Source organism: Streptomyces sp. NPDC096176, from assembly GCF_044763255.1.
Lineage (GTDB): Bacteria > Actinomycetota > Actinomycetes > Streptomycetales > Streptomycetaceae > Streptomyces.
Map to the genome: position 1 here is coordinate 268,315 of NZ_JBIWFV010000006.1, position 26,702 is coordinate 295,016.

The following is a 26,702-nucleotide window of genomic DNA, read 5'->3' on the forward strand; positions in this document are numbered from 1 at the left end:
CCCGCTCACGCACCCGCCGCACGCGCCGGCCGCCCGCTCACGCGCCCGCCGCACGCAGAAGGGGCGCTCCCGTCGTCACGGGAGCGCCCCTTCTGGCGTTACGCGTCAATGCGGTCCGGCGCGGTCCGCTCAGTTGTGGCCGAAGCGCTTCTGCCGGCCCTTGTGGGCTATATCGGACGGCGTCACCGACTGCGCCCGCTGTTCGGCCTGCGCCTCGAGGGACGAGCTCTTCGCCTCCTGCGAGCCGCGCTCGGCCGGCGAGGACTTCTGCTCACGCTGCGGCTTCTTGTTCTTGGCCATGGTGGTGCCTCCTGTGGGGTGTAGGGGCCAGGGCCGCGACCAGACTCACATACGTAAAATACCGCCGCATTTTGGATCATTGCGCACCGTAGTCGGGGGCACCCCGTGCCCCGCGGCTCGATCCGCCACGCCGATGATCGAGTTCCGGCCGTTAACCCTCCCGTGGTCGGGCAGACTCGAAGGAAACCCGGAACAATCCCCGATCCCGACCCCCGATGAGCTCCCGAAAGAGGGTGGAACGCGTGGACCGCTGCGTCGTCCTGGTGGACGCCGGCTACCTGCTGGGTGCCGCCGCCAGCCTTCTCGCCGGAGAGCCGGCCAGGTCGCGGATCACCGTCGACCACGCCGCCCTCATCCACGGCCTGAGGGAGCTCGCGGAAGCCGATACGGAGCGGCCCCTGCTCCGTATCTACTGGTTCGACGGCGCGCCCGACCGCGTTCCCCAGCCGGAGCACCGCCGGTTGCGCGTGATGCCCCGGGTGACCGTCCGCCTGGGCGCCCTGACCCGCAGCGACGGACGCTGGGCGCAGAAGGGCGTCGACGCGGCGATGCACGCCGAACTCACCGAACTGGCCAGAAACCGCGCCTGCTCCGACGTCGTGCTGGTCACCGGCGACGGAGACCTGCTGCCGGGGCTGATGTCCGCCAAGGAACACGGCGTCGCCGTCCACCTCTGGGCCGTGCAGGCCGCCGACGGCGACTACAACCAGTCGGAGGACCTGGTCGCGGAGGCCGACGAGCGTCGGGTGCTCGACCGGGTCTGGATCACCCGGGCCGTCCGCGCCAAGGAACTCACCGGTATCTGCGCGCCGACGCCCGTGCCCCGGCCCGAGATCGCGGCCATCCTGTCGGCGCCGCTGCCCGAGTCGGCGCTCGCCGCGGCCGAGGAGCGTGCCGCCGAAGCCACACGCAACGGGACACGGCCCGTGCCGGAGGAGAACGGCGCGGCGCCCGCCCCGGCCCCCGCCGCCACCAAGGGCGTGCCCACGCCCAAGGACCTCGCCGGGTTGCGCGCGCCGGGACAGCAGACCCCCGCGCACCCGTCCCCGCACCCCGCGAACGCCACCCTGCGCTGGTCCTCCGACAAGGGCTGGATCGAACGGCCCGGCAGCGGGGCGCTGGGCGAGCCGCCGGAGACCGCCTCGCTGCCGACCCTCGCGCAGCTCACCAGCGCCGAGCAGCGCTGGGCCGACCGCGAGGAGGACATCACCACAGTCGGCGGTGACCCTTTCGAGGTCGGTCAGGTCTTCGCCCGGCGCTGGATGGAACGCCTTCCCGAGACGGGCCACGTGCAGAAGCTGTCCACCATGTACCCCCGCATCCCGCACCGCATCGACGGCGAACTTCTGCGTTACGCAGCACGTTTCGGACTTCTGGCGCACAAGGACGACCAGATCGACGAGCACGACCGCTATGCGATCAGGGCCGGATTCTGGCGGGAGATCGACGTACGGACGGCCGCGGAGCACGGGCCGGCGGCGGAGCAGTCGGGGCCCGAGGGCATTCGCGGCGGCCGGACCCCGTAGTCTCGTCCCTTGTGAGTACGGTGTGCGTGGTGCGGGATCTGGTCAAGACGTACCCCGCCGCGCGCGGCAGACGCGGGACGCCGGGGACACCCGAGGTGCGTGCCACGGACGGGATCAGTCTCGAGGTCCGGCGCGGCGAGATCTTCGGCCTGCTCGGACCGAACGGCGCGGGCAAATCGACCCTGGTGCGACAGCTCACCGGCCTGATGCGCCCCGACTCGGGCAGCGTCCACGTCCTCGGCCATGATCTCGTACGCCACCCCGAGCGCGCCGCCCGGCTCATCGGTTACCTCGGGCAGGAGTCGACCGCCCTCGACGAACTCACCGTGGCCCTCGCCGCGGAGACCACCGGACGGCTGCGCGGGCTGACGGCACGAGAAGCGCGCGCCGAACGGGACGCCGTCCTCGAGGAGCTTGGGCTCGCCGCCCTCGCCGCCCGCCCTCTGAAGAAGCTCTCCGGCGGACAGCGCCGGCTCGCCTGCTTCGCCACGACGCTTGTGGGGGAGCGGCCCGTGCTCGTGCTCGACGAGCCGACGACCGGCATGGACCCTGTCGCGCGGCGTGCCGTGTGGGCGGCCGTCGACCGGCGTCGCGCCGAGCGCGGCGCGACCGTGCTGCTCGTCACCCACAACGTCATCGAGGCCGAGACCGTCCTCGACCGGGTCGCCGTCCTCGACCGCGGCCGGGTCATCGCCTGCGACACCCCGTCCGGGCTGAAGGAAAGCGTCGCCGGCGAGGTCCGGGTCGAGCTGGTGTGGCGCGAACGCGCCCCGCTCGACGTGCCGGAGGTCGCCGCGCTCTGCGGCTTCGCGCAGCAGTCCGGGCGGCGCTGGGTCCTCAGGCTCGCGCCGGAGGAGGCACGGGCGGCTGTCGCCGCGGTGACCGGCGGCGCGGCGTTCGCGGCGCTCGACGACTTCACGCTGGCCACGCCGAGCCTGGAGGACGTGTACTTGGCACTCGGAGGGAACGCGACGAAGGGGCTGGTCAAGGCGTGAGCATCGTGTCCGCGGAAACCGCCGGGGCGGTGGCACGCACAGCCGTCGTGGTCGAGGAAGGTCCCGCGCCACTCGCACCACGGGCGCGGCTGTTGCCCGCGCTCGCCGCCGTGTACCGGGCGCAGCTGTCGCGGGCGAGGGTCGCCCGCATCCCGCTGCTGTTCGTGGCGACCTTCCAGTCCATAGGGATCATGGTCCTGATGCGGGGCGTCGTCGACGGCGGCACGGAGGCGCGGGCGGTTGTCGCGGGCGCGAGCGTGCTTGTCGTCGCCTTCGTCGCGCTCAACCTGCTCGCCCAGTACTTCGGCCAGCTCAGGGCCGGGGGAGGCCTCGACCACTACGCGACACTGCCCGTGCCGCCCGCGGCCGTGGTCCTCGGCGCGGCAGGGGCGTACGCCTCGTTCACCGTGCCCGGCACGGTGGCGACGGCCGTCGCCGGCAGTGTGCTGTTCCAGCTGCCGCTCACGCATCTGTGGGTGCTCGCCGCGGTGATCCCGCTCGCCGGCGCGGCACTCGCCGGGCTGGGAGCGGCCCTCGGACTGCTGGCGCCGCGTCAGGAACTGGCCACGCTGCTCGGGCAGCTGGGCATGTCCGCGGCGCTGTTGCTCGGCGTCCTGCCGGCCGAGCGGCTGCCGGGGCCGATCTCGTACGCCCGTGATCTGCTGCCGTCCACGTACGGCGTCGAGGCCATGGCCAGGACCTTCGACGCGAACCCCGACTGGGCGGCCGTCGGAATCGACCTCACCGTCTGCGCGGCCGTCGGGGTCTGCTCCCTGGCCCTGGCCACGTGGGCCTACCGGCGGGCGGCGGTCCGATGAGGCGACGGTGGGACGGGCCTGGCACGATGGCGGGGTGACCGCACCTTTGACGCCGCCGCACCAGCCCCACGAACCGTCCTCCTCGGACGACAATCCCTGGCAGGCACCGCCCGCCGGGGCTGGGCCGTCATCGATGTACGCGTACGGGGCGGCGAAGGACGAGGCCGAGTCGGCCGCGGAGCTGCGCAGGGACCTGCGGGACTCCGCCCTGATCCTGGTGTGCGTGACCCTCATGGGGCTGGCGCTGGGCTTCCTGTGGCTGTGGCTGGCGCCGCGGGTGCCGCTGATCTCCAACAACGAGGCCGTTTTCCTCAAGGACACGGAGGGCGAGGAGGCGATCGGCGCGGACGGCACGTTCGTGCTGCTGGCCGTCGCCCTCGGCGCCCTGAGCGCGGCGGCGGTCTTCCTCTTCCGCCGGCGCGGCGGCATCGCCCTCGTGATCGCCCTGGCGGTGGGCGGCCTGCTCGGCTCGCTGCTGGGCTGGGGTGTGGGTGTCTGGTTCGGCCCGACGACGGATGTCGCGGCGCGGGCGCGGGAGGTCGGCGAGGGCGTCACCTTCGACGCGTATCTGGAGCTGCGGGCGAAGGGGGCGCTGCTGGCGTGGCCGGTGGCGGCGATGGTGATGCATCTGGGGTTGACGGCGCTGTTCGGTCCGCGGGATCCGGAGCTGGAGTGGCCGCCCGAGCAGTGACGTTTCCCCACCCCGCCCCTTCCCGAACCGGGGCAAGCCCCGGCCCCCTCCTCGCGCTCCGCGTGGCATCCCGGGGGCTTCGCCCCGTAGCCCCGCGCCTCAATCGCCGGGGGGCTGGAGGTGGCCCTGACCCGGCCTCTGCACCGCGCTCCGGATGGCGTCCCGGGGGCTTCGCCCCGTAGCCCCGCGTCTCGATGGCCGGCGGGGCTGGAGGTGGCCCCGGCGCCTTGATCGGGTGTGGGGAAAGGTGGGCTCCGCGCCCCGAGGGCGTGCGGGGGTGGAGTTGCTCGGCGCCGCGGGCGGGGGCGGGCTGGGGTTGGCCTGCGCTGCCCGACCCGGCCTCTGCACCGCGCTCCGGGTGGCATCCCGGGGGCGCTTCGCCCCGTAGCCCGCGCCTCAATCGCCGGCGGGGCTGGAACTGGCCTCCGCGCCGGGGCTGCCCGTCGGTCTGGTCTCGATCGTCGGACGTTGCCCCGCGGGGCCGGAGTTGCCCCGCGCCCCGATGGCGTGCGGGGTGGAGTGGCTCCGCGTCGCGGTCGGGGTGCGGGCCGGGGTTGTGCGGCTCAGGGGGCGAGGGGGCCGTGAATGCAGCGCGTCCGGCGATTGAGGACACCGCGCGGAGCGCGGTACCCCAACGTCCCGCGAGGCTACGCGCGGGCGATGGGCGCCAGGAGGGCCGACGTGTGGGTGGTCAGGTCCTGGGGGGAGAGTTCGACCTCCAGGCCGCGGCGGCCCGCCGAGACGCAGATCGTCTCGTGTGCCGACGCCGACGCGTCCAGCACCGTGGGCAGCCGCTTACGCTGCCCCAGTGGTGAGATGCCGCCGCGGACGTAGCCCGTCGTGCGTTCCGCCGCCGTCGGGTCGGCCATCGTCGCGCGCTTGCCGCCGACGGCGGAGGCGAGGGCCTTGAGGTCGAGCTGGCCCGCGACCGGGACGACCGCCACCGTCAGGGCGCCGTCGACGTCCGCGACCAGGGTCTTGAAGACGCGGTCGGGGGAGACGCCGAGTGCCTCGGCCGCCTCTTCGCCGTACGAGGCGGACGACGGGTCGTGGTCGTAGGCGTGCAGGGTGAACGGGGTTCCCGCGGACGTGAGGGCCACCGTCGCGGGCGTGCCGCTCGACTGCTTCTTCGTCTTCTTCGCCAAGGCAGTGGTTCCTCGCGTCAGTTGGGGTTCGTCGGCCGCCACGTCAGATCGACCGCCGGCAGCGACGGCAGATGCCGCAGGACCGCCGTCTCCGCGCGCAGCAAGGTGAGTTCTTCGCGCAGCCGCGTCGCCGTGTCCGGCGCCTGGAGCAGCCGCTGCTTCGCGGGGGTGTCGAGCACCGCCGCCGCTGCGACGAGGTACGAGACGACCGACGGTTCGTCCGGGAGCTCCGCGCCCGTCGACAGCGACCGCTCACGCGCCCCCGCAAGCCGCTTCTGGTAGCTGCGAAAGGCCCGCAGTACGCCTTCGGCGAGCGCGCCCGCGCCGTCGCCCGGTTCCTCGGGAATTTCCTCGAGCTCGGCCGTCAGGAACGGTCCCGTGGTGTCGACGGACAGCAGCTTGACCCGGGTCGTACCGGTGGCGAGCACCTCGAAGCTGCCGTCCCCGCGTTCACGGATGGTCGCCGCGTCGGCGATGCAGCCGACGCGGTGAAACGCCTGGATGGGGTCCTGGCCGAAGCCCGCCGCGGGACCGCGTTCGGTGACGGTGGTCTGGTCCGGCATGCCGGGCGCGGTGGGCGCGACCTCGCGTCCGTCGCGGATGGCGACCACCGCGAAGCGCCGCGGCTCCTCCTCGCCCGCCTTCGACAGCTCGCGCATCATGGCGCGATAACGCTCCTCGAAGACGTTCAGGGGCAGCACGAGGCCCGGGAACAGAACCGAGTTCAGCGGGAAGAGGGGCAGGCGAGCGGTGGTCACAGCGGTCAAGAGTAATGGGCGGGCAACCGCGCCCGTCCTCCCCCTACGACCTCGCGGCCGCGGGAGGTGCCCCCGGTCCACGCAGCGGCGTCCCGGAGGCGACCTCGATCCGTACGCCGTCCCGTGCCTGGAGGAACTGGCCCAGCGGGTCCTCCGTCACCGACGACCACGGAAAGGACGTCGCGTACGGGCCGATGAGGCGGAACTGCGCCAGCGACTCCTCCCAACGCCCGCGCGCGACCAGCACGTACGCGAGCAGATTGCGCACCTCGGCCGGCCACGGGTCGGCGGCCTCGTACGCGCCGGAGAGCGTGACCGCGAGGTCCGCCGCCGCGTCGATCCGGTCGTCCTGCACGGACGTCCTCGCCTCGCCGCCCAGCAGCTGGGCGAACGCCGCCCGTACCGGCAGTGCCTGCACCAAGGAGCCGGGCAGTGCGTCCGCCGCCGCCTGCTCCGCGAAGTCGAAGCACTCGCGGTGCGACCCGTACCACTGGGCGGACAGGTATTTCAGCGCCGCCACATGGCAGCCGTAGTGGTGCGAGGAGCGGCGGATCGCCTGTTCCCAGAGCGACTCGAAGGCCGTGTGCGTTGCGTGCGTGCCGCGTGCGTGGTCGAGCGCGATGCGCCAGGGCACCGGGTCGTTCGGCTCACTCTGCGCCGCCGCGTCGATCAGCGGACCGATCTCGCGCAGCTGTTCCGGCCGCGCGGGCGATTCCCAGGCTCTGCGGACCGCGAGTTCGGTCTTGACGACAAGCGCGTCGGAGTCGCGGGGCGAGGACTTGAGCCAGTCGGTGAGCCATTCGTCCCGCTTCTGGGCGAACGCCGCGAGTCTCTTGACGTAACGGTCGCGGTTCTCCCATTCGGCTGATTCCCGTGTGGTCGCGAGCAGCTTCGCGGCCGTGTCGTACTCCCCGACGGCGGCCGCCACGAGGGCCGGGCCGAGCCGCTCGTCGGGGGCGTCGAGCAGCACCGCCTCGTCGGGCACGAGGCCATCGGTGAGCCGTGGCGTATGACGGATCATGCGCGCGGTACGGATCAGGGCGCGGAGCAATGACATGGTGCGGACCATTGAAAACGCGCAGGTGAACGCCGCGCCAGAGGCTGGCTGTGAAGCTTTGGTAGCGGCGGAATGGTTGTCCCGGCCGAAGTCAAGAGACGGTAAAGAAAGTGTCCTAACCGCGACGTAGCAACCGCGACGCGCCCGCCGCCACCGTGGTGGCCAGAATCCAGCCCAGTAGCACCAGAACGGCAGCCGCCCACTGCCATCCGCCCTGGAGCCGCCAGTGCCCGTCCTGGCCGAGATTGATCACCGGTACGAGCAGATCGAGGGCGTACAGAGCCGGATTCCACTCCGGATGCTCGCTGGGTTTGATCGGTGGCGGAGCGACCTGCGCGAAGGCGATCGCGCCGGCCGCCCACAGGACCGCCATCCACAGAGCCGCCCGGCCCGGCCGGTAGCCGTACGCCACTGTCAGGTCCTGCAGATAGCCCCACAGCTTTCCGGCCAGCGGCAGAGTCTCCCGGCGCCGGCGCTGCTTGGCCAGCAGCACCTCGCGGGCGTCCGCGTCCTCGCCGCTGTTGCGCAGCACGGTCGCCAGGCGCTCGTACGGCTCCGGCGAGTACTCCGGAGTGGCGGAGGCGACCCACTCGAGCCGCCGCGACAGCGGGAACTCCTCCTGGGGGACGAGGTTCTCGTAGACGAAACCGCCCATCGCCAGCCCACCCGGACCCGGCCAGCTCGCCGCCAGGTCGATCAGCGTCACCACCTTCGCGCCGTTCAGCACGATCCGCCCCTCCTCGGGGCACTCCGCGTTGAACCGCAGCTCCGGGGTGGCGATCCGGCGCAGCGACAGCTCCTCGCGCGAGCTCAGCACGAACCGTGCCCGCTGGAGGTCGACCGCGTCACCGAACCGCCCGTCGTCGAGACGGACCCCGCCGTGGCACTCGAAGGGCTGCAGCCGCGTGCCGCGCGCGGGGGTGCCGTACGCGCCTATCCCGAACGGGGGAGTGGCGCCCTGATTGCCTGTGGCCACGGTCACCCACGCGCCCGTCATGTAGAGCGTGCGCTCCACGCTCAGCTGCGGCGCGTTCAGTGCGCGGCGCTCGGCCGCCGCCCGCAGCCGGCTGCCCCGCAAGCTGAGCGAGACCCCGACCTTCGCGCCGCGCAGACTGAACTCGCCGTATGTCTCGATCAGTTCGGCCTGTAAGTCCTGGGCGACCGACATGCCGTCCGCGGTGATCGCCCGGCCGCGGCGGTCGGGTCGCACATTGATCTGGTTGATCAGCAGGTCCGTGCCGATCTGGGCGTCGGTGAGCCGGATGCCGTGGTCGACGCGGCAGCGCGGCAGATGCAGGTCGCCCTCGGTGCGCAGCCGGGCGGCCTCGATCCGGGGGATGGCGCAGCCGACCATCCGTACGGTGGTGAAGTGGGCCTCCGGCATCAGCAGCTCGTTCTCGAAGCGGCAGCCGTGCAGCTCCACATAGGGCGCGATGCTGCCGCCCGCGAGCTTGAGCGTGCCCGTGATCAGGACCCCGCGCAGCTTGAGCGCGGCGACCCGGCCCGGCCTTGCGGTCGGTCCGCTCAGCAGCAGCCGGGCCACGATGGACGCGCGGACACTGCGCTCGGGTCCCCAGGGCAGCGGGGAGAAGGGATCGTTCAGCAGGGGATCTGTGTCGCTGAGGTCGTAGGTGCTTCCGTTCCTGAAAGCGTTCCACATGTGCAGCTCGGTCGGGCTCAGTCCGTCCGGAGGCCCGTCGTCCAGCGGCTCGGTCACTGCCGCCCCTCCGCTTCCTTGGTTCGTACAGCTGTTCTTCCCGCTGAGTGACGGGCTGAACGCTAGTGGTGATGGTCAACTTGTGGGGCTCGTATCAGCCACTGATACGGAAAACGGACGCCTGAAACGGTCTGAGAGAATTGCTGACGTGATCTCTCGAATCGATTTGCGTGGCGACGCCCTCCCCGAGGGTGGCGCTCTGCGCGACCTGCTGCCCCGTGCCGAGTTCGACGTGGAAGCCGCCCTGCACAAGGTGCGGCCGATCTGCGAGGCCGTGCATCATCGTGGCGACGCGGCGCTGATCGACTACGCGGAGAAATTCGACGGCGTGAAGCTGGACCAGGTGCGGGTGCCGGCCGCCGCGCTGGCCAGGGCCCTGGACGAGCTCGCCCCCGACGTCAGGGCCGCCCTGGAGGAGTCCGTCCGCCGGGCCAGGATCGTGCACCGCGCCCAGCGCCGCAGCGAGCACACCACCCAGGTCGTGCCGGGCGGCACTGTCACCGAGAAGTGGGTTCCGGTCGACCGTGTCGGGCTGTACGCGCCCGGCGGCCGGTCCGTCTACCCGTCCTCCGTGATCATGAACGTGGTCCCGGCGCAGGAGGCGGGCGTCGAGTCCATCGCGCTGGCCTCGCCCGGCCAGAAGGAGTTCGGCGGCCTCCCGCACCCGACGATCCTCGCCGCCTGCGCCCTGCTCGGCGTCGACGAGGTGTACGCGGTCGGCGGTGCCACCGCCGTCGCGATGTTCGCGTACGGCACCGAGTCCTGCGCGCCGGCGAACATGGTCACCGGCCCGGGCAACATCTGGGTCGCCGCCGCCAAGCGTTACTTCACCGGCAGGATCGGCATCGACACCGAGGCCGGACCGACCGAGATCGCCGTCCTCGCCGACTCCACCGCCGACCCGGTGCACGTCGCCGCCGACCTGATCAGCCAGGCCGAGCACGACCCGCTGGCCGCGGCCGTGCTGGTCACCGACTCCGAGGAACTGGCCGCCGCCGTCGAGCGGGAGCTGGAGCCGCAGGTCGCCGCGACCAAGCACATCGAGGACCGGATCAAGCCCGCGCTCACCGGCCGGCAGTCCGCCATCGTGCTCGTCTCCGACATCGAGGACGGCCTCAAGGTCGTCAACGCCTACGGTGCCGAGCACCTGGAGATCCAGACCGCCGACGCCGCCGCCCTCGCGGCACGCGTCCGCAACGCGGGCGCCGTCTTCGTCGGCCCCTGGGCCCCGGTCTCCCTCGGCGACTACGCCGCCGGGTCCAACCATGTCCTGCCGACCGGCGGCTGCGCATGCCACTCGTCCGGCCTGTCGGTGCAGTCGTTCCTGCGTGGTATCCACATCGTGGACTACACGCGGGACGCGCTCGCCGAGATCACCCACCACGTTGTCACGCTCGCGGAGGCGGAGGACCTGCCGGCGCACGGCGCCGCGATGAAGGCAAGGTTCGGCTGGAAGGTTCCGGGACAGTGACCGACATCGGCATCGACGACCTTCCCATCCGCGACGAGCTGCGCGGCAAGTCCCCGTACGGCGCGCCGCAGCTCGACGTCGCCGTCCGGCTGAACACCAACGAGAACCCGTACCCGCTGCCGGAGGCGCTCGTCGAGCGCATCGCCGAGCGGGTGCGCGACGCCGCCCGGCAGCTCAACCGCTACCCGGACCGGGACGCGGTCGAGCTGCGCACCGAGCTGGCCCGCTACCTCACCCGCACCACCGGACACGAGGTCGCGCCCGAGGGCGTGTGGGCGGCCAACGGCTCCAACGAGGTCATCCAGCAGCTGCTGCAGACCTTCGCCGGGCCCGGCCGTATCGCGATCGGCTTCGAGCCGTCGTACTCGATGCACGGCCTGATCTCGCGCGGCACCGGCACCGGCTGGATCTCCGGCCCGCGCAAGGACGACTTCACCATCGACACAACGACGGCCCGGGCGGCCATCGCGGCGCACCGCCCGGACGTCGTTTTCATCACGTCGCCCAACAACCCCACCGGCACCGCGGTCGACGCCGAGACGGTCCTCGCCCTGTACGAGGCGGCGCAGGCCGCCAAACCGTCCCTCGTCGTCGTCGACGAGGCGTACGTGGAATTCAGCCACCGGCCCTCGCTGTTGCCTCTCATCGAGGGCCGCCCCAACCTGGTGGTCTCCCGGACCATGTCCAAGGCCTTCGGCGCCGCCGGACTGCGCCTCGGTTACCTGGCCGCGCACCCCGCCGTGGTCGACGCCGTCCAGCTGGTGCGCCTGCCGTACCACCTGTCGGCCGTCACCCAGGCGACCGCGCTGGCCGCGCTGGAGCACACCGATACGCTGCTCGGGTACGTCGAGCAGCTGAAGACCGAGCGGGACCGGCTGGTCGCTGAGCTGCGGGCGGTCGGCTACGAGGTCACGGAGTCCGACGCCAATTTTGTGCAGTTCGGCCGCTTCGACGAGGCCCACACGGTGTGGCAGCAGATCCTCGACCGGGGCGTCCTGGTCCGGGACAACGGCGTACCGGGATGGCTGCGGGTGACCGCGGGCACGCCCGAAGAGAACGACGCGTTCCTCGATGCGGTTCGCGCTTTGAAGAAGGAGCAGAGTTCATGAGCGGCCGCGTAGGACGGGTCGAGCGCACCACCAAGGAGACCTCGGTCCTCGTCGAGATCGACCTCGACGGCACCGGCAAGGTCGACGTCGCCACCGGCGTCGGCTTCTACGACCACATGCTCGACCAGCTCGGCCGGCACGGTCTGTTCGACCTCACCGTCAAGACCGACGGCGACCTGCACATCGACACCCACCACACCATCGAGGACACCGCCCTCGCGCTGGGCGCCGCCTTCAAGCAGGCCCTCGGCGACAAGGTGGGCATCTACCGTTTCGGCAACTGCACCGTGCCGCTGGACGAGTCCCTCGCCCAGGTCACCGTGGACCTGTCGGGCCGCCCGTACCTGGTGCACACCGAGCCCGAGAACATGGCGCCGATGATCGGCGAGTACGACACGACCATGACCCGGCACATCTTCGAGTCGTTCGTCGCCCAGGCGCAGATCGCGATGCACATCCACGTCCCTTACGGGCGCAACGCCCACCACATCGTGGAGTGCCAGTTCAAGGCGCTCGCCCGCGCCCTGCGGTACGCCTCGGAGCGCGACCCGCGGGCAGCCGGCATCCTCCCCTCCACGAAGGGCGCACTGTGACCGGCCTCTCGACCATTCTCATCGTCGTCGGACTGTTCCTCGCCGGCGGTGTGTACTCGTTCTCCCAGCAGAAGTTGCCCAAGGGCCCCATCGTGCTGCTCGCAGGAGCAGCCGTGATGTGTCTGGTCGCGGGCGTCATGCGGATTCAGGGGATCTGGGGATGACCGCTGCGACGCCACAGAAGAAGGTCGTCGTCTTCGACTACGGGTTCGGCAACGTCCGCTCCGCGGAGCGGGCGCTCGCCCGGGTCGGCGCCGACGTCGAGATCACCCGCGACTACGACACGGCGCTGAACGCCGACGGGCTGCTTGTCCCGGGCGTGGGCGCCTTCTCCGCCTGCATGGACGGCCTGAAGAAGGCCCGCGGCGAGTGGATCATCGACCGCAGGCTCTCCGGCGGGCGTCCCGTCATGGGCATCTGCGTCGGTATGCAGATCCTCTTCGAGCGCGGCATCGAGCACGGCGTCGAGACCGAGGGCCTCGACGAGTGGCCGGGAACGGTCGGCCCGCTCCAGGCGCCCGTGGTGCCCCACATGGGATGGAACACCGTAGACGCCCCCGCCGGCAGCGCGCTCTTCGCCGGCCTCGACGACGACGCCCGGTTCTACTTCGTGCACTCCTACGCCGTGCACGAGTGGAGCCTCGAGGTCACCAACCCGGCGATGCGCGCACCCCAGGTCACCTGGGCCGAACACGGCGAGCGGTTCGTCGCCGCCGTCGAGAACGGCGCCCTGTGGGCCACCCAGTTCCACCCCGAGAAGTCCGGCGACGCCGGCGCCCAGCTGCTCACGAATTGGATCGAGACGCTCTGATGCCGAAGCTTGAACTCCTCCCCGCAGTCGACGTCCGCGACGGCCAGGCCGTCCGCCTCGTCCACGGCGAGTCCGGTACGGAGACCTCCTACGGCTCCCCGCTCGAGGCGGCCCTCACCTGGCAGCGGGCCGGCGCCGAGTGGCTCCACCTCGTCGACCTGGACGCCGCCTTCGGCACCGGCGACAACCGCGCGCTGATCGCCGAGGTCACCGCGGCCATGGACATCAAGGTCGAGCTGTCCGGCGGCATCCGCGACGACGCCTCCCTGGAGGCCGCGCTCGCCACCGGCTGCCGCCGCGTCAACCTGGGCACCGCAGCGCTGGAGACCCCCGAATGGGTCGCCAAGGTCATCGCGGAGTACGGTGACAAGATCGCCGTCGGTCTCGACGTGCGGGGCACGACGCTGCGCGGCCGCGGCTGGACCCGCGACGGCGGCGACCTCTACGAGACCCTCGCCCGCCTCGACTCCGAGGGCTGCGCCCGCTACGTCGTCACCGACATCGCCAAGGACGGCACGCTCCAGGGCCCCAACCTGGAGCTGCTGAGGAACGTGTGCGCCGCGACCGACCGGCCGATCGTCGCCTCCGGCGGTGTCTCCTCCCTCGACGACCTGCGCGCACTCGCGTCCCTGGTCCCCGACGGCGTCGAGGGCGCCATCGTCGGCAAGGCGCTGTACGCCAAGGCGTTCACCCTCGAGGAGGCGCTCGCGGCGGTGTCCGCATGAGCGGTTCCGTACGCCGCATCGGCTCGGGCGGCCCCTGGGAGGAGTCGTTCGGCTACTCCCGCGCCGTCGAGCTGCCCAACGGCCTGGTGCTCGTCTCCGGCTGCACGTCGGTCGTCGGCGGTCAGATCGCCGCGGGCAGCCCCTACGAGCAGACCGCCACCGCCTTCGGCGTGGCGATCGAAGCGCTGAAGGAACTCGGGCTCGGCGCAGAGGACGTCGTACGCACCCGGATGTACATCACGCACGCCCGCGACGTGGACGAGGTCGGGCGCGCCCACAAGGAGATCTTCGGCGCGGTCCGGCCGGCCGCGTCGATGCTCGTGGTCTCCGGTTTCGTCGACCCCTCGCTGGTCGTCGAGGTCGAGGTCGAGGCGTACCGGCCGACCGGAACCGATGGAGGTGCCGCATGACCCTCGCGGTACGGGTGATCCCCTGCCTTGACGTCGACAACGGACGGGTCGTCAAGGGCGTCAACTTCCAGAACCTGCGCGACGCGGGTGACCCCGTCGAGATGGCCAAGCTCTACGACGCCGAAGGCGCCGACGAGCTCACCTTCCTCGACATCACCGCCTCCTCCGGCAACCGGGAGACCACCTACGACGTGGTGCGCCGCACCGCCGAGCAGGTGTTCATCCCGCTCACCGTCGGCGGCGGGGTGCGCAGCGCCGAGGACGTGGACAAGCTGCTGCGGGCGGGCGCCGACAAGGTGGGCGTCAACACCGCGGCGATCGCCCGCCCCGAGCTGATCAGCGAGATCGCCGAGCGGTTCGGCCGCCAGGTGCTCGTGCTCTCCGTGGACGCCCGGCGCACCCCGGAAGGCACGTTCGAGGTCACGACGCACGGCGGCCGCAAGGGCACCGGCATCGACGCCGTCGAATGGGCGCACCGGGCCGCCGAGTTGGGAGCCGGGGAGATCCTGCTCAACTCCATGGACGCCGACGGCACCAAGGACGGCTACGACACCGAGATGATCGCCGCCGTGCGGAGGCACGTCACGGTCCCGGTGATCGCCTCCGGCGGCGCCGGCAGGCTCGCCGACTTCCCGCCGGCCGTCGCGGCGGGCGCGGACGCGGTGCTCGCGGCCTCGGTGTTCCACTTCGGCGACCTGCGGATCTCGCAGGTCAAGGACACGTTGCGGGAAGCGGGCCACCCGGTCCGCTGAGGGTGCGCAGATGAGCCGGCCGCCGCGCGGCCGGCTCACCAAGACCGGTGACGTGCCGATGTGCGCCGACCGGGTGCGCCCCGACGGTGGTACCGCCATCAACACGGCGGTACCACCCGGTGCATCCCCCCGGCCTTCGGACGACGGCCGGTCCCCCTGTGTGGCTCCGCCACGGCGGAGACGGCCACCCTCGTGCAGCACTATCCGCACCTCCCGGAGCCGCACCCGTAGCTGATGTTCCGGTGGCGGGCCGACCGCCACCGGCAGTGCGTTGTGCGGGCGCTCAGCCCGGAGCCACTCGGACCGGGGGCCGCCCAGTCCGAGCGGCAGCCGCGGCCGAAGGCGAACTCGCCCGTTTTCGCGAGCGCTCCAGGACCTGACCCAAGCCCGTTCGTGTTGCTGGACCGTGATGAGAACAATGCGCAAACCCCTGGGTACCGACTGGGCGGTATGCCATTCTGCGAGCGTCAGGTAGATCCGGTGAAGGTTTTCGTTCGCCGCGCCGGAGCGAACCGACCAGGTGGAGGCCGGCCATGTCGAATCTCGTACGCTCGCGCGTCAGGGCGGTTCCCCCGCCCCGCGCCGCTCTGCCCCGCGCCCGTTCCCTGCTGGACGCCGAGTCGCTCGTCGTACTGCACCGCGCCGCTCAGGTGCTGCTGGACGACGTGGCCGGCCTGACCACCACTCTGGTCGGCGAACTGCGTGAACAGGAGCCCGCATACCGGGCGGCGATCGACGAGGACGCCTCCGAGGTCTGGCAGGAGGTCCACCAGTCCCTGCTTCACAACGTGGCGTCCCTGATACGCCCCAGGCAGTGCCGGGACATCGCGCGGCGCACCTCGCGCGCGATCGGCGCCTCGCGGGCCGAGCAGGGCGTACCGCTCGACGCGGTGCTGCACGCGTTCCGGCTCGGCGGGGCGCTGGTGTGGCAGGGACTCGTCGACGAGACCGCCCGGCGCCACCCCGAGGACATCCGGCTGCTCGTCCATGTCGCCGCCGACGTCTGGAACTTCGTCGACGAGCACTGCGCCCTTGTCGCAGACGCCTACCGCCAGGCGGAACGCCGGATGGCCTGGCGCCGTGAGAACCGCCTGCGCCTGATGACCGCGGCACTGCTGGACGGCACGGCCCGCATCACCGACCTGCCCGAAGCAGCGACGATGCTCGAGCTTCCGGAGAACGGCCGCTACGTGGTGATCGCGGCGGCCTCCGCCCACCCGCACACACCCGGACCCCTCGTGACGCTGCCTCCGTGCACTGCGGCGGTGTGGCACACCACGCCGGAGGCGGAACTCGCCATCGTCCAGCTGGTGGGCGCGGCAATGGCACCGGAGGCCAGGCCCGTGACGGAAGGTCAGGAAGGCGCCGCGCACCGGCACGAGGGGCCGGACCGCGCCGGAGCCGGCGCTACCGCGGGCGCGGCCCCGGGCGGGCCCCTCGACCCCGCCGCCCTCGCCGCCGCGCTGCACGCTGCGCCCGGCGTCCGCGTCGGGATCAGCTCGGCCGTCGTCGGGCTCGCAGCCCTCGGGGAGGCGCGAAGACACGCCGGCACCGCACTGCGGGCCTGCTCCCGCACCGGCGGTGTCGTACTCCTCGAGGAACACCTCCCCGCCGCCCTCGTCGTCTCCTCCCCGCCCCTCGGGCGGGCGCTCGCCGAGCGCGTACTGGGCCCGCTGCACGGGATCGACCCGGCCGACCGCGACCTGCTCGTCGAGACGCTCACCGTGTGGCTCGACGCCGAGGGCTCCGCGCAACGCGCGGCGACCCGGCTCTACTGCCACCGCAACACCGTCCTCAACCGGCTCCGCCGCTTCGAACAGCTCACCGGCCGCTCCCTGTCCCGGCCGTCCGATCTCGTCGAGGTCTCCCTCGCCCTCGCGGCCCGCCGGCTCCAGGAGACCTGACATCGCCGGATGTGCGCGACAGGGTTGTGCCGCCGCACAGCCGAGGCCCGCCTCTGCCTGTGCGCGGGCACCGCAGGGGCGGCCACCTCTGTACGTGCATCCGCCGCACTGGGGCGGTATCCGGCATGTCATCTCATGTGCTCCTCGCCCAACCCTTCGCGGCCGGCGCCGATTTCGAGGGCCGGTCCCTCGCACTCGTCGTCTTCGTCGCGTTCGTGGCGGTGTCGCTCCTGCTGTGCGGCCTGGCCGCCGCCGACCAGGACGACCCCGAGCACTTCTACGCGGGCGGGGCGGCACTCGGCCCGGTCGGCGGCGGGCTGGCCGTCGCGGGGGACTACGTCTCCGCCGCGACCCTGCTCAGCACCACCGGCTCGGTCGCCCTCGCCGGAACGGACGGCATCCTCTTCGCCTGCGCCACCGTCGGCTCTCTGATCCTGGTGATGGCGGTGCTGGCGCGGCCGCTGCGCCGTGAAGGCGTCTACACGCGGGGGGACTTCCTCACGGAACGCCTCGCCGACCGCTCCGTGCGCACGGCCCTCGGGATCACCACGCTGATCGTCCTGTTCCCGCTGCTGGTGGTCCAGCTCTCCACTTCCGGGAAGATCATGACGGCGATGTTCGACCTCCCGCCCGGCGCGCTCACCGGATGCACGATCGCCGGCGGGGCACTGATGGTCTGCTACTCCGCCTTCGGCGGGATGCGCGGCACGGGCTACATCCAGATCCTCAAGACGTTCGTCGTCCTCGCCGTCGTTCTGCTGCTCGCCGGTCTCGTCCTCGAACGCTTCGGCTGGTCGCCCGGCTCCCTCTTCGACGCCGCCGAACAGGGCAGCGGGCGGAGCGGCGCATACGCCAGGCCGGGCCTGCAGTTCGGGCACGACCTCGCCGGGCGGCTGGACCTGATCGGCTTCCTGCTCACGCTGCTCCTGGGCGCCGCCTGCATGCCCCACATCACCATGAGGCTGCACCCGATGCGCGGCACGCGCAGCGTGCGCCGCGCCGCCACGTGGGCCGTCGCGCCCGTCGCCCTGTTGTGCGCCGGCGTGGTCGTGATCGGGCTCGGCGCGGCGGCCCTCGTCGGCAGCGAGCTGCTGCTGGCCGCCGACCCGGGAGGGAACACCGCCCTGCTCATGGTGACCACGGCCCTCGATCCCGAGGCCGGCGGACCCCGGCACAGCATGCTCTTCGCGGTGGTGGCCTGCGCCGTGTTCGCCACCACGCTCTCCACGGTCGCGGTGATCACCCTTGCTGCGGCCTCTTCCCTCGCCCGCGACTTCACGCTGCCCGCGGGGAACGGCCGGAGCCGGCGCTCGATGTCCGGCGAGGTGCGTCTGGCGCGTTGCGCGGTCGCCGCGGTCGGAGCACTGGCCGTGGTCGTCGCGACCCAGACCTACGGGCGCAACCCCCAGCTACTTCTTTCCTTCTCGTTCGCCGCGGCCGCCTCCGTGCTGCCCCCGGTCCTGCTCCACGGGATCTTCCGCCGGGGTTTCACGGCCGCCGGAGTGCGCTGGGCGGTGTACGGGACGCTGCCGCTGGTCGCCGTCCTCATGGCCTTCTCACCGGCGGCGTCCGGCACGCCGATCTCGCTCTTCCCGGACCGCGACTTCCACTGGTTCCCGCTGCAGACGCCTGGGCTCGTCACCATCCCGGCGGGCTTCGCGCTCGCGCTCCTCGGCTCCCGCCGCACCCGCCGGACCCCGGGCCACCGCGCGCCCGGTTCCCGCTCCGTGCGGTGGGCCCCCCACCATCGGTGGGGGGCCCACGGTGAGCGGGGCGCGGCGTACGTCTCAGAAGCCGAGCTCGACCTCGCGCAGCCGGGTGATCGCGTCCTCGTCGCCTTCGAGGTCCACCCGGGCCGCGTCCTGCCGCCCGAAGGCGAAGAGCGTCAGCTCGCCCGCCTCGCCGGTCACCGTCACCACCGGAGTGCCCTTGTGGGCCACCGTCGTCTGGCCGTTCGGCCTGCGCAGCACCAGGCCCACGGGCGACTTCCGGCCGAGCAGCCGCGCGGCCTTCTCCAGCCGTGACCACAGCGCGTTCTCGAAGATCCGGTCCAGCTCGCGCGGCAGCCACTCCGGCTGCGCCCGCCGTACGTCCTCCGCGTGCACGAAGAACTCCACCGTGTTCGCGGCCTCGTCGATCTGCTTGATCCCGTACGGGGACATCCGCGGCGGCCCGGTACGGATGAGGTGCACCAGTTCCTCGTACGGCTTGGCGGCGAACTCGGCCTGGATCCGCTCCGCCCTGTCCCTGAGCGCGCTGAGCAGTATCCCGCCCGCCGCGTCGGGCCGCCGCTCGCGCATCACCACATGGGCCGCGAGCTCCCGGGTCCGCCAGCCCTCGCACAGGGTCGGCGCATCGGGACCGGCCGCCTCCAACAGGTCGGCCAGCAGGAGTCGTTCACGCTTGGCATGGGTCGACATGTCCGTCAGCGTACGGCGGGGGCACCGGGTCCGCCCAGTGGACGCACCGCCCGGCCACGACCTTCGGCACGGCACAATGGGCCGTATGACCAGCAGTGTCCCCGCCAGCAGCCTCGACCCGGCCATTGCCGCCCGCCTCAAGCGGAGCGCCGACGGACTGGTTCCTGCCATCGCCCAGCAGTACGACACCGGTGAGGTGCTCATGCTCGGCTGGATGGACGACGAGGCGCTGCACCGCACCCTGACCACCGGCCGATGCACCTACTGGTCCCGCAGCCGTCAGGAGTACTGGATCAAGGGCGACACCTCCGGCCACGTCCAGCACGTCAAGTCGGTGGCCCTCGACTGCGATGCCGACACCGTCCTCGTCAAGGTCGACCAGGTGGGTGCCGCCTGCCACACCGGGGCCCGCACCTGTTTCGACGCCGACGTACTCCTCGACAAGTAGGGTCTGGCGCCATGGATCTCGAGACGTTCCGCAAGCTCGCCGCCGACCGCCGCGTCATCCCCGTCAGCCGCCGGCTCCTCGCGGACGGCGACACGCCCGTCGGGCTGTACCGCAAGCTGGCCGCGGAGCGCCCCGGCACCTTCCTGCTGGAGTCGGCCGAGAACGGCCGGTCCTGGTCGCGCTACTCCTTCATCGGCGTCCGCTCCGACGCGACCCTGACCGTCCGCGACGACCAGGCGCACTGGCTGGGCAATCCGCCGGTCGGCGTCCCCGTCGACGGCGACCCGCTGACGGCCCTGCGCGCCACCGTCGAGACACTGCACACCCCCCGTGACCTCGCGTCGGGCATGCCGCCCTTCACCGGCGGCATGGTCGGCTACCTCGGCTACGACATCGTGCGCCGCCTGGAGAAGATCGGCCCCGGCGAGCGCGACGACCTGAAGCTTCCCGAGCTGACGATGCTGCTCACGTCGGACCTCGCCGTCCTCGACCACTGGGACGGCACGGTCCTGCTGATCGCCAACGCGATCAACCACAACGACCTCGACACCGGTGTCGACGAGGCCTACGCGGACGCAGTCGTCCGGCTCGACGCCATGGAGTCGGACCTCGCCAGGCCGCTGGCGTCACCGCCCGCCGCGCTGCCCGCCTCCGAGCTGCCGGAGTTCTCCGCACTGTGGGGCGGCACCGACTACCAGGCCGCCGTCGAGGACATCAAGGAGCGCATCCGGGCCGGCGAGGCCTTCCAGGTCGTGCCCTCCCAGCGCTTCGAAACCCCGTGCGCCGCGAGTGCGCTGGACGTCTACCGGGTGCTGCGCGCCACCAATCCGTCGCCGTACATGTACCTCTTCCGGTTCGACGGCTTCGACGTCGTCGGCTCCAGCCCCGAGGCGCTCGTCAAGGTCGAGGACGGGCACGCCATGGTCCACCCCATCGCCGGCACGCGGCCGCGCGGCGCCACCCCGCAGGAGGACCACGACCTCGCGGAGGAACTGCTCGCCGACCCCAAGGAGCGGGCCGAGCACCTGATGCTCGTCGACCTCGGCCGCAACGACCTGGGCCGGGTCTGCGAGCCCGGCAGCGTCGAGGTGGTCGACTTCATGTCGATCGAGCGGTACTCCCACGTCATGCACATCGTGTCGACCGTGACCGGCAAGGTCGCCGAGGGACGAACCGCCTTCGACGTGCTGACCGCCTGCTTCCCCGCGGGCACCCTCTCCGGTGCGCCCAAACCCCGGGCGATGCAGATCATCGACGAACTCGAGCCCTCGCGCCGCGGCCTCTACGGCGGCTGCGTCGGCTACCTCGACTTCGCCGGCGACTCCGACACCGCCATCGCCATCCGCACCGCCCTGCTGCGCGACGGAACGGCGTATGTGCAGGCCGGGGCAGGCGTCGTGGCCGACTCCGACCCTGTCGCCGAGGACACCGAGTGCCGCAACAAGGCGGCGGCGGTGCTGCGGGCCGTACATACGGCCAACCGCCTGAACGGCACCGGGAGCGGTAAGGGATAGTGGAGGCCGTGAGTGCCGTACCCGTACCCCAGCCCCGAGCCGCAGCCGCGACGGCCGCCACAAGCAGCCGACGCAGCCTGGCCGCCGCCCTGTTCCTCGGCGCCGTCGGCGCGACCGTCGTCCTGCTCGCGGCCGGCCGGATCTGGGCCGAGGGCACCGCGTCCGTCGGCGGCGGGACCGTCCCCCTCGAGGCCAAGGGCTCCGACGTCACCGGCGTGCCCACAGCGCTCGCGATCGTGGGCCTGGCCGCGCTGGTCGCCGTGTTCGCCGTACGCCGCGCAGGCCGGTTCCTCGTTGCCGCGCTGCTCGCGCTGAGCGGTGCGGGCACCGCCGCGGCCGCGCTCCTCGGCGCGTCCGACGGAAAAGCGCTCGACGAGAAGGCTGCCCGTACCACCGGCGACACCGCAGCCACCGTCGAAGCGCTCACGCACACCGCGTGGCCGTACGTCACCGTCGCGGGTGGTGTGCTGATCCTGCTCGCCGGCCTCCTGGCCCTCCGGTTCGGCCGCCAGTGGCCCTCCATGTCCGGCCGCTACGAACGCGACGGCAGCCCCCGGTCCCGCAAGGCGGCCCGGCCCGCCGACCCGGACCGCCCCGAGGACCTGTGGAAGGCCCTGGACCGCGGTGAGGACCCCACGCGCGAAGCATGACCCCCGATCGGAGCCCGTCCCGACGTACGGGACAATGACTGACGAGCGCCCCGGCTCAGCTTGAGCACCGGCTCACGACATCGCACCAGAAACGAGGAGCAACTCATGGCGGGCAGCAGCCACGGACACACCCCGGCCGCCTGGACCGGCACCATCATCGCCTTCATCGGCTTCTGCGTGGCAGGCGTCTTCATGGTGGCGAACAGCCCGGTCGGCTTCTGGGCGGGCTTCGCCCTCATCCTGCTCGGCGGGGTCGTCGGCGGCGCGATGAAGATGGCCGGCCTCGGCACCCCGAAGGAGCCCGAGGAAGTGATCGAGGCCCGCAACCGCGCTGCGGCGCGGGAGAGCGCGGCGGTCTGAGACCCCGCCACCCAAGATGTCACGCAGCGGCGCAGCCGGCACGGCCGGGCTGCGCCGCTGCCGTCGAACGGGGAGAATCACCGCGTGAACGCCACCCCGCCTTCCCCGCCCCGGCCCGACTCCGTCCCCTCCCTGCCCAAGAGCGCCCCCGCGGCCCGCGAGGGCCGCACGGCGGGGGGGCACGCGGCTGCGGAGGCTGCACCCCTACAGCACGGCGCACCCGAGGCTGGTGCGGGTCCATCTGGTTGGACGGGTGCGTCGGCGTCTGCTGATCCCGCAGGGCAGGTGGGGGCCGCGGCCGCCCAGGACGAGGTGCCAGAGGGCGGTGCGGGTCTGCCCTGCCCGACGGGCGCGTCGGCGTCCGCGGAGGGCCCGGGGGTGACGGGACCCGGTCCTGGGGCGTCCAGGGTGTCGCCAGAGCCCCGCGTGGCCGCAGCGCCCGTTGTGTCCCCCGAGGAGCGCGCCCCGGCCGGGAGGCGGGCGCCCGTGGCGCGGCCGGGGCGCGCGCGGCGCGTCGCCGCGCCACTCGCCGTCATCACCGGCGTCGCCGCCGCCTTCGCCTATGTCGGGACCGTCGACCCGAACGAGCCCGGGCACTACCCGGTCTGCCCGCTGCTGCGTTTCACCGGCATCCTCTGCCCCGGCTGCGGCGGACTGCGCAGCGCACACGCGTTCATCCACGGCGACCTGGCAACCGCCCTCGGCGCCAACGCGGTCGCCGTCCTCGGCTATGCCGTGTTCACCGTCGTGTGGGTGATGTGGCTGATTCGCGCCGTACAGGGCAGGCCCCTGCGGATCGGTCTCTCCACGGGATGGTGGTGGGTCGTGGGAAGCGTGTTGGTGATCTTCAGCGTGGTGCGGAACCTGCCGTTCGGCTCCGCGCTGGCTCCGTGAAGTCCCAGGTAGTGGGACAGGCACCCACCGGATGCGAGCCCTCGGCCCTCCTCCGGATACCATCGAGGTGGCTGATCCTGATCCATCAACACCGTCCCGGAAGGGGGCCGCTCGCGTGAGTGTGCTCGACGAGATCATCGAAGGTGTGCGCGCCGACCTGGCAGAGCGGCAGGCGCGTGTCAGCCTCGACGAGCTCAAGGAGCGCGCCGCCAAGGCTCCTGCGGCCAAGGACGGCGTCGCCGCACTGCGCGGCGAGGGCGTCAAGGTGATCTGCGAGGTCAAGCGCTCCAGCCCCTCCAAGGGCGCGCTCGCCGCGATCGCCGACCCCGCCGGGCTCGCCGCCGACTACGAGGCGGGCGGTGCGGCCATCATCTCCGTGCTGACCGAGGAGCGCCGTTTCGGCGGATCGCTCGCCGACCTCGAGGCCGTGCGCGCCAAGGTCGACATCCCTGTGCTGCGCAAGGACTTCATCGTCACGGCGTACCAGCTGTGGGAGGCGCGTGCCTACGGCGCCGACCTCGTGCTGCTGATCGTCGCCGCGCTCGAGCAGGAGGCCCTGGTCTCCCTGATCGAGCGGGCCGAGTCCATCGGCCTGACCCCGCTGGTCGAGGCGCACGACGAGGAAGAGGCCGAGCGGGCCGTCGACGCCGGCGCGAAGATCATCGGCGTGAACGCGCGTGACCTCAAGACGCTCAAGGTCGACCGCTCCACCTTCGAACGGGTCGCTCCCGAGATCCCGGCGCACGTCATCAAGATCGCCGAGTCCGGCGTGCGCGGCCCGCACGACCTGATCGCCTATGCCAACGCGGGCGCCGACGCCGTGCTCGTCGGCGAGTCCCTGGTCACCGGCCGGGACCCCAAGTCGGCCGTCGCCGACCTGGTCGCCGCCGGCGCGCACCCGGCGCTGCGGCACGGGCGGAGCTGAGCCCGACGTGACCGCCGTCCGCCGCCGCACCGGGTCCACGCCGGGTCCCGTCGCCCCGCTAGCGGGTACGCCCGCGTACGCGGCGGCGTCTGGAGCGCCCCGCGACCCGTACGCACGGCTCGCCCGCGGCTGCCGGCCGAGGGGCTGCCGGGCGCCGGCGAGGCGGGTGCACGGGCGGCGTGTGCGGTACGTGATCGGTGACGAGCCGGGGCAGGTCAACGGCATGCGATGGCGCGCCGCGCCCGCGTGCGTCGGCCGTTAGGCCGTTCCCGGCGGGGTTTCTTTTCCCTACCCGCCCCTTCCCGTATCCGGGAGCTCCGCCCCCGGCCCCCCGCGCCTCTCTCCCCCTACGGCCTGGCGGCCGTGGGAGGTGCCCCCAGCGGGGCTGACTTTGTCAGCCCGTCCCGGCGCTTGAGGACACCGCGCGAAGCGCGGTAGGGGGTCCGGGGCTTGCCCCGGTTTCGGGAAGGGGCGAGTAGGGGAACGGCCCCGCGCAGCGGCCACGCCCGCACTCCGCTCCCGTACACCCGACACGTCCCGGGGCCCCGCCCCGAACAAGGAGCTGCGTCGCCATGTCGAGCGACTACTTCATCCCCGACCCGGAGGGTCAAGTCCCCAACGCCCAGGGCTACTTCGGAGCCTTCGGTGGCAAGTTCATCCCGGAGGCGCTCGTCGCCGCCGTGGACGAGGTCGCCGTCGAGTACGACAAGGCCAAGAGCGACCCTGCCTTCGCCGCCGAGCTCAACCAGCTCATGGTCGACTACACGGGCCGCCCGAGCGCCCTCACCGAGGTCGCCCGGTTCGCCGAGCACGCCGGCGGCGCCCGGGTCTTCCTCAAGCGCGAGGACCTCAACCACACGGGCTCCCACAAGATCAACAACGTTCTGGGTCAGGCGCTGCTCACCAAGCGCATGGGAAAGACCCGTGTCATCGCGGAGACCGGCGCCGGCCAGCACGGCGTGGCGACCGCGACCGCCTGCGCTCTGTTCGGGCTGGACTGCACCATCTACATGGGTGAGATCGACACCCGGCGCCAGGCCCTGAACGTGGCCCGGATGCGGATGCTCGGCGCCGAGGTCGTCGCCGTGAAATCCGGCAGCCGGACCCTCAAGGACGCCATCAACGAGGCGTTCCGCGACTGGGTGGCCAATGTCGACCGTACGCACTACCTCTTCGGCACGGTCGCGGGACCGCACCCCTTCCCCGCCATGGTGCGCGACTTCCACCGTGTGATCGGCGTGGAGGCCAGGCGGCAGATCCTCGAGAGGACGGGGCGGCTCCCCGACGCGGCCGTCGCCTGCGTCGGCGGTGGATCCAACGCCATCGGCCTGTTCCACGCCTTCATCCCGGACACCGGTGTCCGCCTGATCGGCTGCGAGCCCGCCGGTCACGGCGTGGAGACCGGGGAGCACGCGGCGACCCTGACCGCGGGCGAGCCCGGCATCCTGCACGGTTCGCGTTCCTACGTCCTCCAGGACGAGGAGGGCCAGATCACCGAGCCGTACTCGATCTCGGCCGGGCTCGACTATCCCGGCATCGGCCCCGAGCACGCGTACCTCAAGGACTCCGGCCGCGGCGAGTACCGCGCGGTCACCGACGACGCGGCCATGCAGGCCCTGCGCCTGCTGTCACGCAGCGAGGGCATCATCCCGGCGATCGAGTCGGCACACGCGCTGGCCGGTGCGCTCGAGGTGGGCAGGGAGCTGGGCCCGGACGGGCTGATCCTGGTGAACCTCTCCGGACGCGGCGACAAGGACATGGACACCGCCGCACGGTACTTCGGGCTGTACGACACCGACGCCCAGGTCGAGGCCGATGCCTCCGCCGACGACGGCGCCGCCGAGATCCAGGGGGACGCGAAGTGAGCGGCAACCTTCACCTGCTGAACGACACACTCGCCGCGGCGAGGAACGAGAACCGGGCCGCGCTCATCGCGTACCTGCCCGCCGGGTTCCCGACCGTCGACGTGGGCATCGAGGCGGTCAAGGCCGCGTTCGAGGGCGGAGCCGACGTGGTGGAGGTGGGGCTGCCGCACAGCGACCCCGTCCTCGACGGCCCCGTCATCCAGACCGCCGACGACATCGCCCTGCGCGGCGGCGTCAAGATCGCCCATGTGATGCGCACGGTGCGCGAGGCGCATGAGGCCACCGGCAAGCCGGTCCTGGTGATGACGTACTGGAACCCGATCGACCGCTACGGCGTCGAGCGCTTCACCGCCGAGCTCGCGGAGGCGGGTGGCGCGGGCTGCATCCTTCCCGACCTGCCGGTCGAGGAGGCCGGGCTGTGGCGGGAGCACGCGGAGAAGCACGGTCTCGCCACCGTCTTCGTCGTCGCGCCCAGCAGCCAGGACGCCCGCCTCGCCAAGATCACGGCGGCCGGGTCGGGCTTCGTCTACGCGGCGTCGCTGATGGGCGTCACCGGCACCCGCGAGTCGGTCGGCGAGCAGGCCCAGGACCTCGTGCACCGCACGCGCGCCACGACCGACATGCCGGTCTGCGTGGGGCTCGGGGTGTCCAACCCCGAGCAGGCCGCGGAGGTCGCCTCGTTCGCCGACGGTGTGATCGTCGGCTCGGCGTTCGTCAAGCGGATGCTCGACGCGCCGGACGACGCCGGGGCCGTCTCGGCCGTACGGGAACTGGCAGGCGAACTGGCACGCGGCGTGCGCAGGAATCCGTAGCTCGTACGGGTGGATCAGGGACCGGGGAGGCG

General features: G+C 72.3%; 28 protein-coding genes and 1 pseudogene. 23 read left to right on the plus strand and 6 right to left on the minus strand.

Going from position 1 to position 26,702, the window contains the following annotated elements; translation table 11 throughout:
* Positions 1–129: 129 nt before the first annotated feature.
* Complete coding sequence (locus ACIQ7Q_RS18860; protein WP_403862833.1) at positions 130–300, minus strand: hypothetical protein; 171 nt, start codon at positions 298–300, stop codon at positions 130–132.
* A 233-nt stretch (positions 301–533) separates the two neighbouring features.
* Here ACIQ7Q_RS18860 and ACIQ7Q_RS18865 point away from each other — a divergent pair, with 233 nt between their 5' ends.
* Genes ACIQ7Q_RS18865 through ACIQ7Q_RS18880 form a run of 4 tightly spaced genes read left to right on the plus strand, consistent with a single transcriptional unit; the run spans position 534 to position 4,330 of the window.
* Entirely contained in the window at positions 534–1,826 is a 1,293-nt protein-coding gene (locus ACIQ7Q_RS18865; protein WP_403863583.1) for an NYN domain-containing protein, read from the plus strand.
* Positions 1,827–1,846: 20 nt separating this feature from the next.
* Complete coding sequence (locus tag ACIQ7Q_RS18870) at positions 1,847–2,821, plus strand: ABC transporter ATP-binding protein (RefSeq protein ID WP_403863586.1); 975 nt, start codon at positions 1,847–1,849, stop codon at positions 2,819–2,821.
* Positions 2,818–3,639, plus strand: coding sequence for an ABC transporter permease (locus tag ACIQ7Q_RS18875; protein ID WP_403862836.1), 822 nt, complete (start codon positions 2,818–2,820; stop codon positions 3,637–3,639). Before ACIQ7Q_RS18870 ends, ACIQ7Q_RS18875 begins: the two co-directional genes overlap by 4 nt.
* A gap of 34 nt (positions 3,640–3,673) precedes the next feature.
* Entirely contained in the window at positions 3,674–4,330 is a 657-nt protein-coding gene (locus ACIQ7Q_RS18880) for an ABC transporter permease (protein WP_403862839.1), read from the plus strand.
* 647 nt (positions 4,331–4,977) lie between these two features.
* On the opposite strand, the gene ybaK is transcribed toward ACIQ7Q_RS18880, so the two are convergent.
* The 4 genes from ybaK to ACIQ7Q_RS18900 form a co-directional block, all read right to left on the minus strand.
* A complete protein-coding gene (ybaK, locus tag ACIQ7Q_RS18885) occupies positions 4,978–5,475 on the minus strand; it encodes a Cys-tRNA(Pro) deacylase (RefSeq protein ID WP_403862842.1) in 498 nt (165 codons plus the stop codon).
* A gap of 17 nt (positions 5,476–5,492) precedes the next feature.
* Positions 5,493–6,233, minus strand: a complete 741-nt coding sequence (locus tag ACIQ7Q_RS18890) for an LON peptidase substrate-binding domain-containing protein (protein ID WP_403862845.1) — start codon at positions 6,231–6,233, stop codon at positions 5,493–5,495.
* A 43-nt stretch (positions 6,234–6,276) separates the two neighbouring features.
* Positions 6,277–7,302 carry a hypothetical protein gene (locus ACIQ7Q_RS18895; protein WP_403862848.1) on the minus strand — a complete coding sequence of 342 codons (1,026 nt, stop codon included), beginning with the start codon at positions 7,300–7,302 and terminating at the stop codon, positions 6,277–6,279.
* Between the two features lie 103 nt (positions 7,303–7,405).
* Positions 7,406–9,007, minus strand: coding sequence for an oxidoreductase (locus ACIQ7Q_RS18900; RefSeq protein WP_403862851.1), 1,602 nt, complete (start codon positions 9,005–9,007; stop codon positions 7,406–7,408).
* Positions 9,008–9,155: 148 nt separating this feature from the next.
* Here ACIQ7Q_RS18900 and hisD point away from each other — a divergent pair, with 148 nt between their 5' ends.
* From hisD to ACIQ7Q_RS18950, 10 genes and pseudogenes are all read left to right on the plus strand, one after another.
* Complete coding sequence (gene hisD / locus ACIQ7Q_RS18905) at positions 9,156–10,478, plus strand: histidinol dehydrogenase (protein ID WP_403862854.1); 1,323 nt, start codon at positions 9,156–9,158, stop codon at positions 10,476–10,478.
* Positions 10,475–11,587, plus strand: coding sequence for a histidinol-phosphate transaminase (locus tag ACIQ7Q_RS18910; protein ID WP_403862857.1), 1,113 nt, complete (start codon positions 10,475–10,477; stop codon positions 11,585–11,587). The genes hisD and ACIQ7Q_RS18910 overlap by 4 nt, the downstream gene beginning before the upstream one ends.
* Positions 11,584–12,180 carry an imidazoleglycerol-phosphate dehydratase HisB gene (gene hisB, locus ACIQ7Q_RS18915; protein ID WP_356639009.1) on the plus strand — a complete coding sequence of 199 codons (597 nt, stop codon included), beginning with the start codon at positions 11,584–11,586 and terminating at the stop codon, positions 12,178–12,180. The genes ACIQ7Q_RS18910 and hisB overlap by 4 nt, the downstream gene beginning before the upstream one ends.
* Complete coding sequence (locus tag ACIQ7Q_RS18920; protein ID WP_403862860.1) at positions 12,177–12,344, plus strand: hypothetical protein; 168 nt, start codon at positions 12,177–12,179, stop codon at positions 12,342–12,344. The genes hisB and ACIQ7Q_RS18920 overlap by 4 nt, the downstream gene beginning before the upstream one ends.
* Positions 12,341–12,991, plus strand: a complete 651-nt coding sequence (gene hisH, locus ACIQ7Q_RS18925) for an imidazole glycerol phosphate synthase subunit HisH (RefSeq protein WP_403862863.1) — start codon at positions 12,341–12,343, stop codon at positions 12,989–12,991. The genes ACIQ7Q_RS18920 and hisH overlap by 4 nt, the downstream gene beginning before the upstream one ends.
* Entirely contained in the window at positions 12,991–13,716 is a 726-nt protein-coding gene (gene priA / locus ACIQ7Q_RS18930; RefSeq protein ID WP_403862866.1) for a bifunctional 1-(5-phosphoribosyl)-5-((5-phosphoribosylamino)methylideneamino)imidazole-4-carboxamide isomerase/phosphoribosylanthranilate isomerase PriA, read from the plus strand. Before hisH ends, priA begins: the two co-directional genes overlap by 1 nt.
* The gene (locus ACIQ7Q_RS18935) at positions 13,713–14,126 is read left to right on the plus strand and encodes a RidA family protein (protein WP_403862869.1); all 414 of its coding nucleotides are present in this window, start codon (positions 13,713–13,715) and stop codon (positions 14,124–14,126) included. The genes priA and ACIQ7Q_RS18935 overlap by 4 nt, the downstream gene beginning before the upstream one ends.
* On the plus strand, positions 14,123–14,878 hold the full coding sequence (hisF, locus tag ACIQ7Q_RS18940) for an imidazole glycerol phosphate synthase subunit HisF (protein WP_403862872.1): 756 nt from the start codon (positions 14,123–14,125) through the stop codon (positions 14,876–14,878). Before ACIQ7Q_RS18935 ends, hisF begins: the two co-directional genes overlap by 4 nt.
* A gap of 533 nt (positions 14,879–15,411) precedes the next feature.
* Positions 15,412–16,782: a PucR family transcriptional regulator gene (locus ACIQ7Q_RS18945; RefSeq protein WP_403862875.1), complete on the plus strand. Its 1,371-nt coding sequence runs from the start codon at positions 15,412–15,414 to the stop codon at positions 16,780–16,782.
* A gap of 125 nt (positions 16,783–16,907) precedes the next feature.
* Positions 16,908–18,509: pseudogene (locus ACIQ7Q_RS18950) on the plus strand (cation acetate symporter); the annotation flags it as partial.
* Between the two features lie 60 nt (positions 18,510–18,569).
* Here ACIQ7Q_RS18950 and ACIQ7Q_RS18955 read toward each other — a convergent pair.
* Positions 18,570–19,202, minus strand: coding sequence for a TIGR03085 family metal-binding protein (locus ACIQ7Q_RS18955; protein ID WP_403862878.1), 633 nt, complete (start codon positions 19,200–19,202; stop codon positions 18,570–18,572).
* An 85-nt stretch (positions 19,203–19,287) separates the two neighbouring features.
* Here ACIQ7Q_RS18955 and hisI point away from each other — a divergent pair, with 85 nt between their 5' ends.
* From hisI to trpA, 9 genes are all read left to right on the plus strand, one after another.
* Entirely contained in the window at positions 19,288–19,650 is a 363-nt protein-coding gene (gene hisI, locus ACIQ7Q_RS18960) for a phosphoribosyl-AMP cyclohydrolase (RefSeq protein ID WP_403862881.1), read from the plus strand.
* Between the two features lie 11 nt (positions 19,651–19,661).
* A complete protein-coding gene (locus tag ACIQ7Q_RS18965) occupies positions 19,662–21,164 on the plus strand; it encodes an anthranilate synthase component I (protein WP_403862884.1) in 1,503 nt (500 codons plus the stop codon).
* The gene (locus ACIQ7Q_RS18970; protein WP_403862887.1) at positions 21,164–21,814 is read left to right on the plus strand and encodes a TIGR02234 family membrane protein; all 651 of its coding nucleotides are present in this window, start codon (positions 21,164–21,166) and stop codon (positions 21,812–21,814) included. The genes ACIQ7Q_RS18965 and ACIQ7Q_RS18970 overlap by 1 nt, the downstream gene beginning before the upstream one ends.
* A gap of 105 nt (positions 21,815–21,919) precedes the next feature.
* On the plus strand, positions 21,920–22,174 hold the full coding sequence (locus ACIQ7Q_RS18975; RefSeq protein WP_403862890.1) for an HGxxPAAW family protein: 255 nt from the start codon (positions 21,920–21,922) through the stop codon (positions 22,172–22,174).
* A 408-nt stretch (positions 22,175–22,582) separates the two neighbouring features.
* The gene (locus ACIQ7Q_RS18980; protein WP_403862893.1) at positions 22,583–23,068 is read left to right on the plus strand and encodes a DUF2752 domain-containing protein; all 486 of its coding nucleotides are present in this window, start codon (positions 22,583–22,585) and stop codon (positions 23,066–23,068) included.
* Between the two features lie 115 nt (positions 23,069–23,183).
* On the plus strand, positions 23,184–23,993 hold the full coding sequence (trpC, locus tag ACIQ7Q_RS18985; RefSeq protein ID WP_403862896.1) for an indole-3-glycerol phosphate synthase TrpC: 810 nt from the start codon (positions 23,184–23,186) through the stop codon (positions 23,991–23,993).
* 7 nt (positions 23,994–24,000) lie between these two features.
* A complete protein-coding gene (gene trpM / locus ACIQ7Q_RS18990; RefSeq protein WP_403862899.1) occupies positions 24,001–24,255 on the plus strand; it encodes a tryptophan biosynthesis modulator TrpM in 255 nt (84 codons plus the stop codon).
* Positions 24,256–24,565: 310 nt separating this feature from the next.
* Positions 24,566–25,858, plus strand: a complete 1,293-nt coding sequence (gene trpB, locus ACIQ7Q_RS18995) for a tryptophan synthase subunit beta (RefSeq protein ID WP_403862902.1) — start codon at positions 24,566–24,568, stop codon at positions 25,856–25,858.
* A complete protein-coding gene (trpA, locus tag ACIQ7Q_RS19000) occupies positions 25,855–26,670 on the plus strand; it encodes a tryptophan synthase subunit alpha (RefSeq protein ID WP_403862905.1) in 816 nt (271 codons plus the stop codon). Before trpB ends, trpA begins: the two co-directional genes overlap by 4 nt.
* Positions 26,671–26,702: the final 32 nt, after the last annotated feature.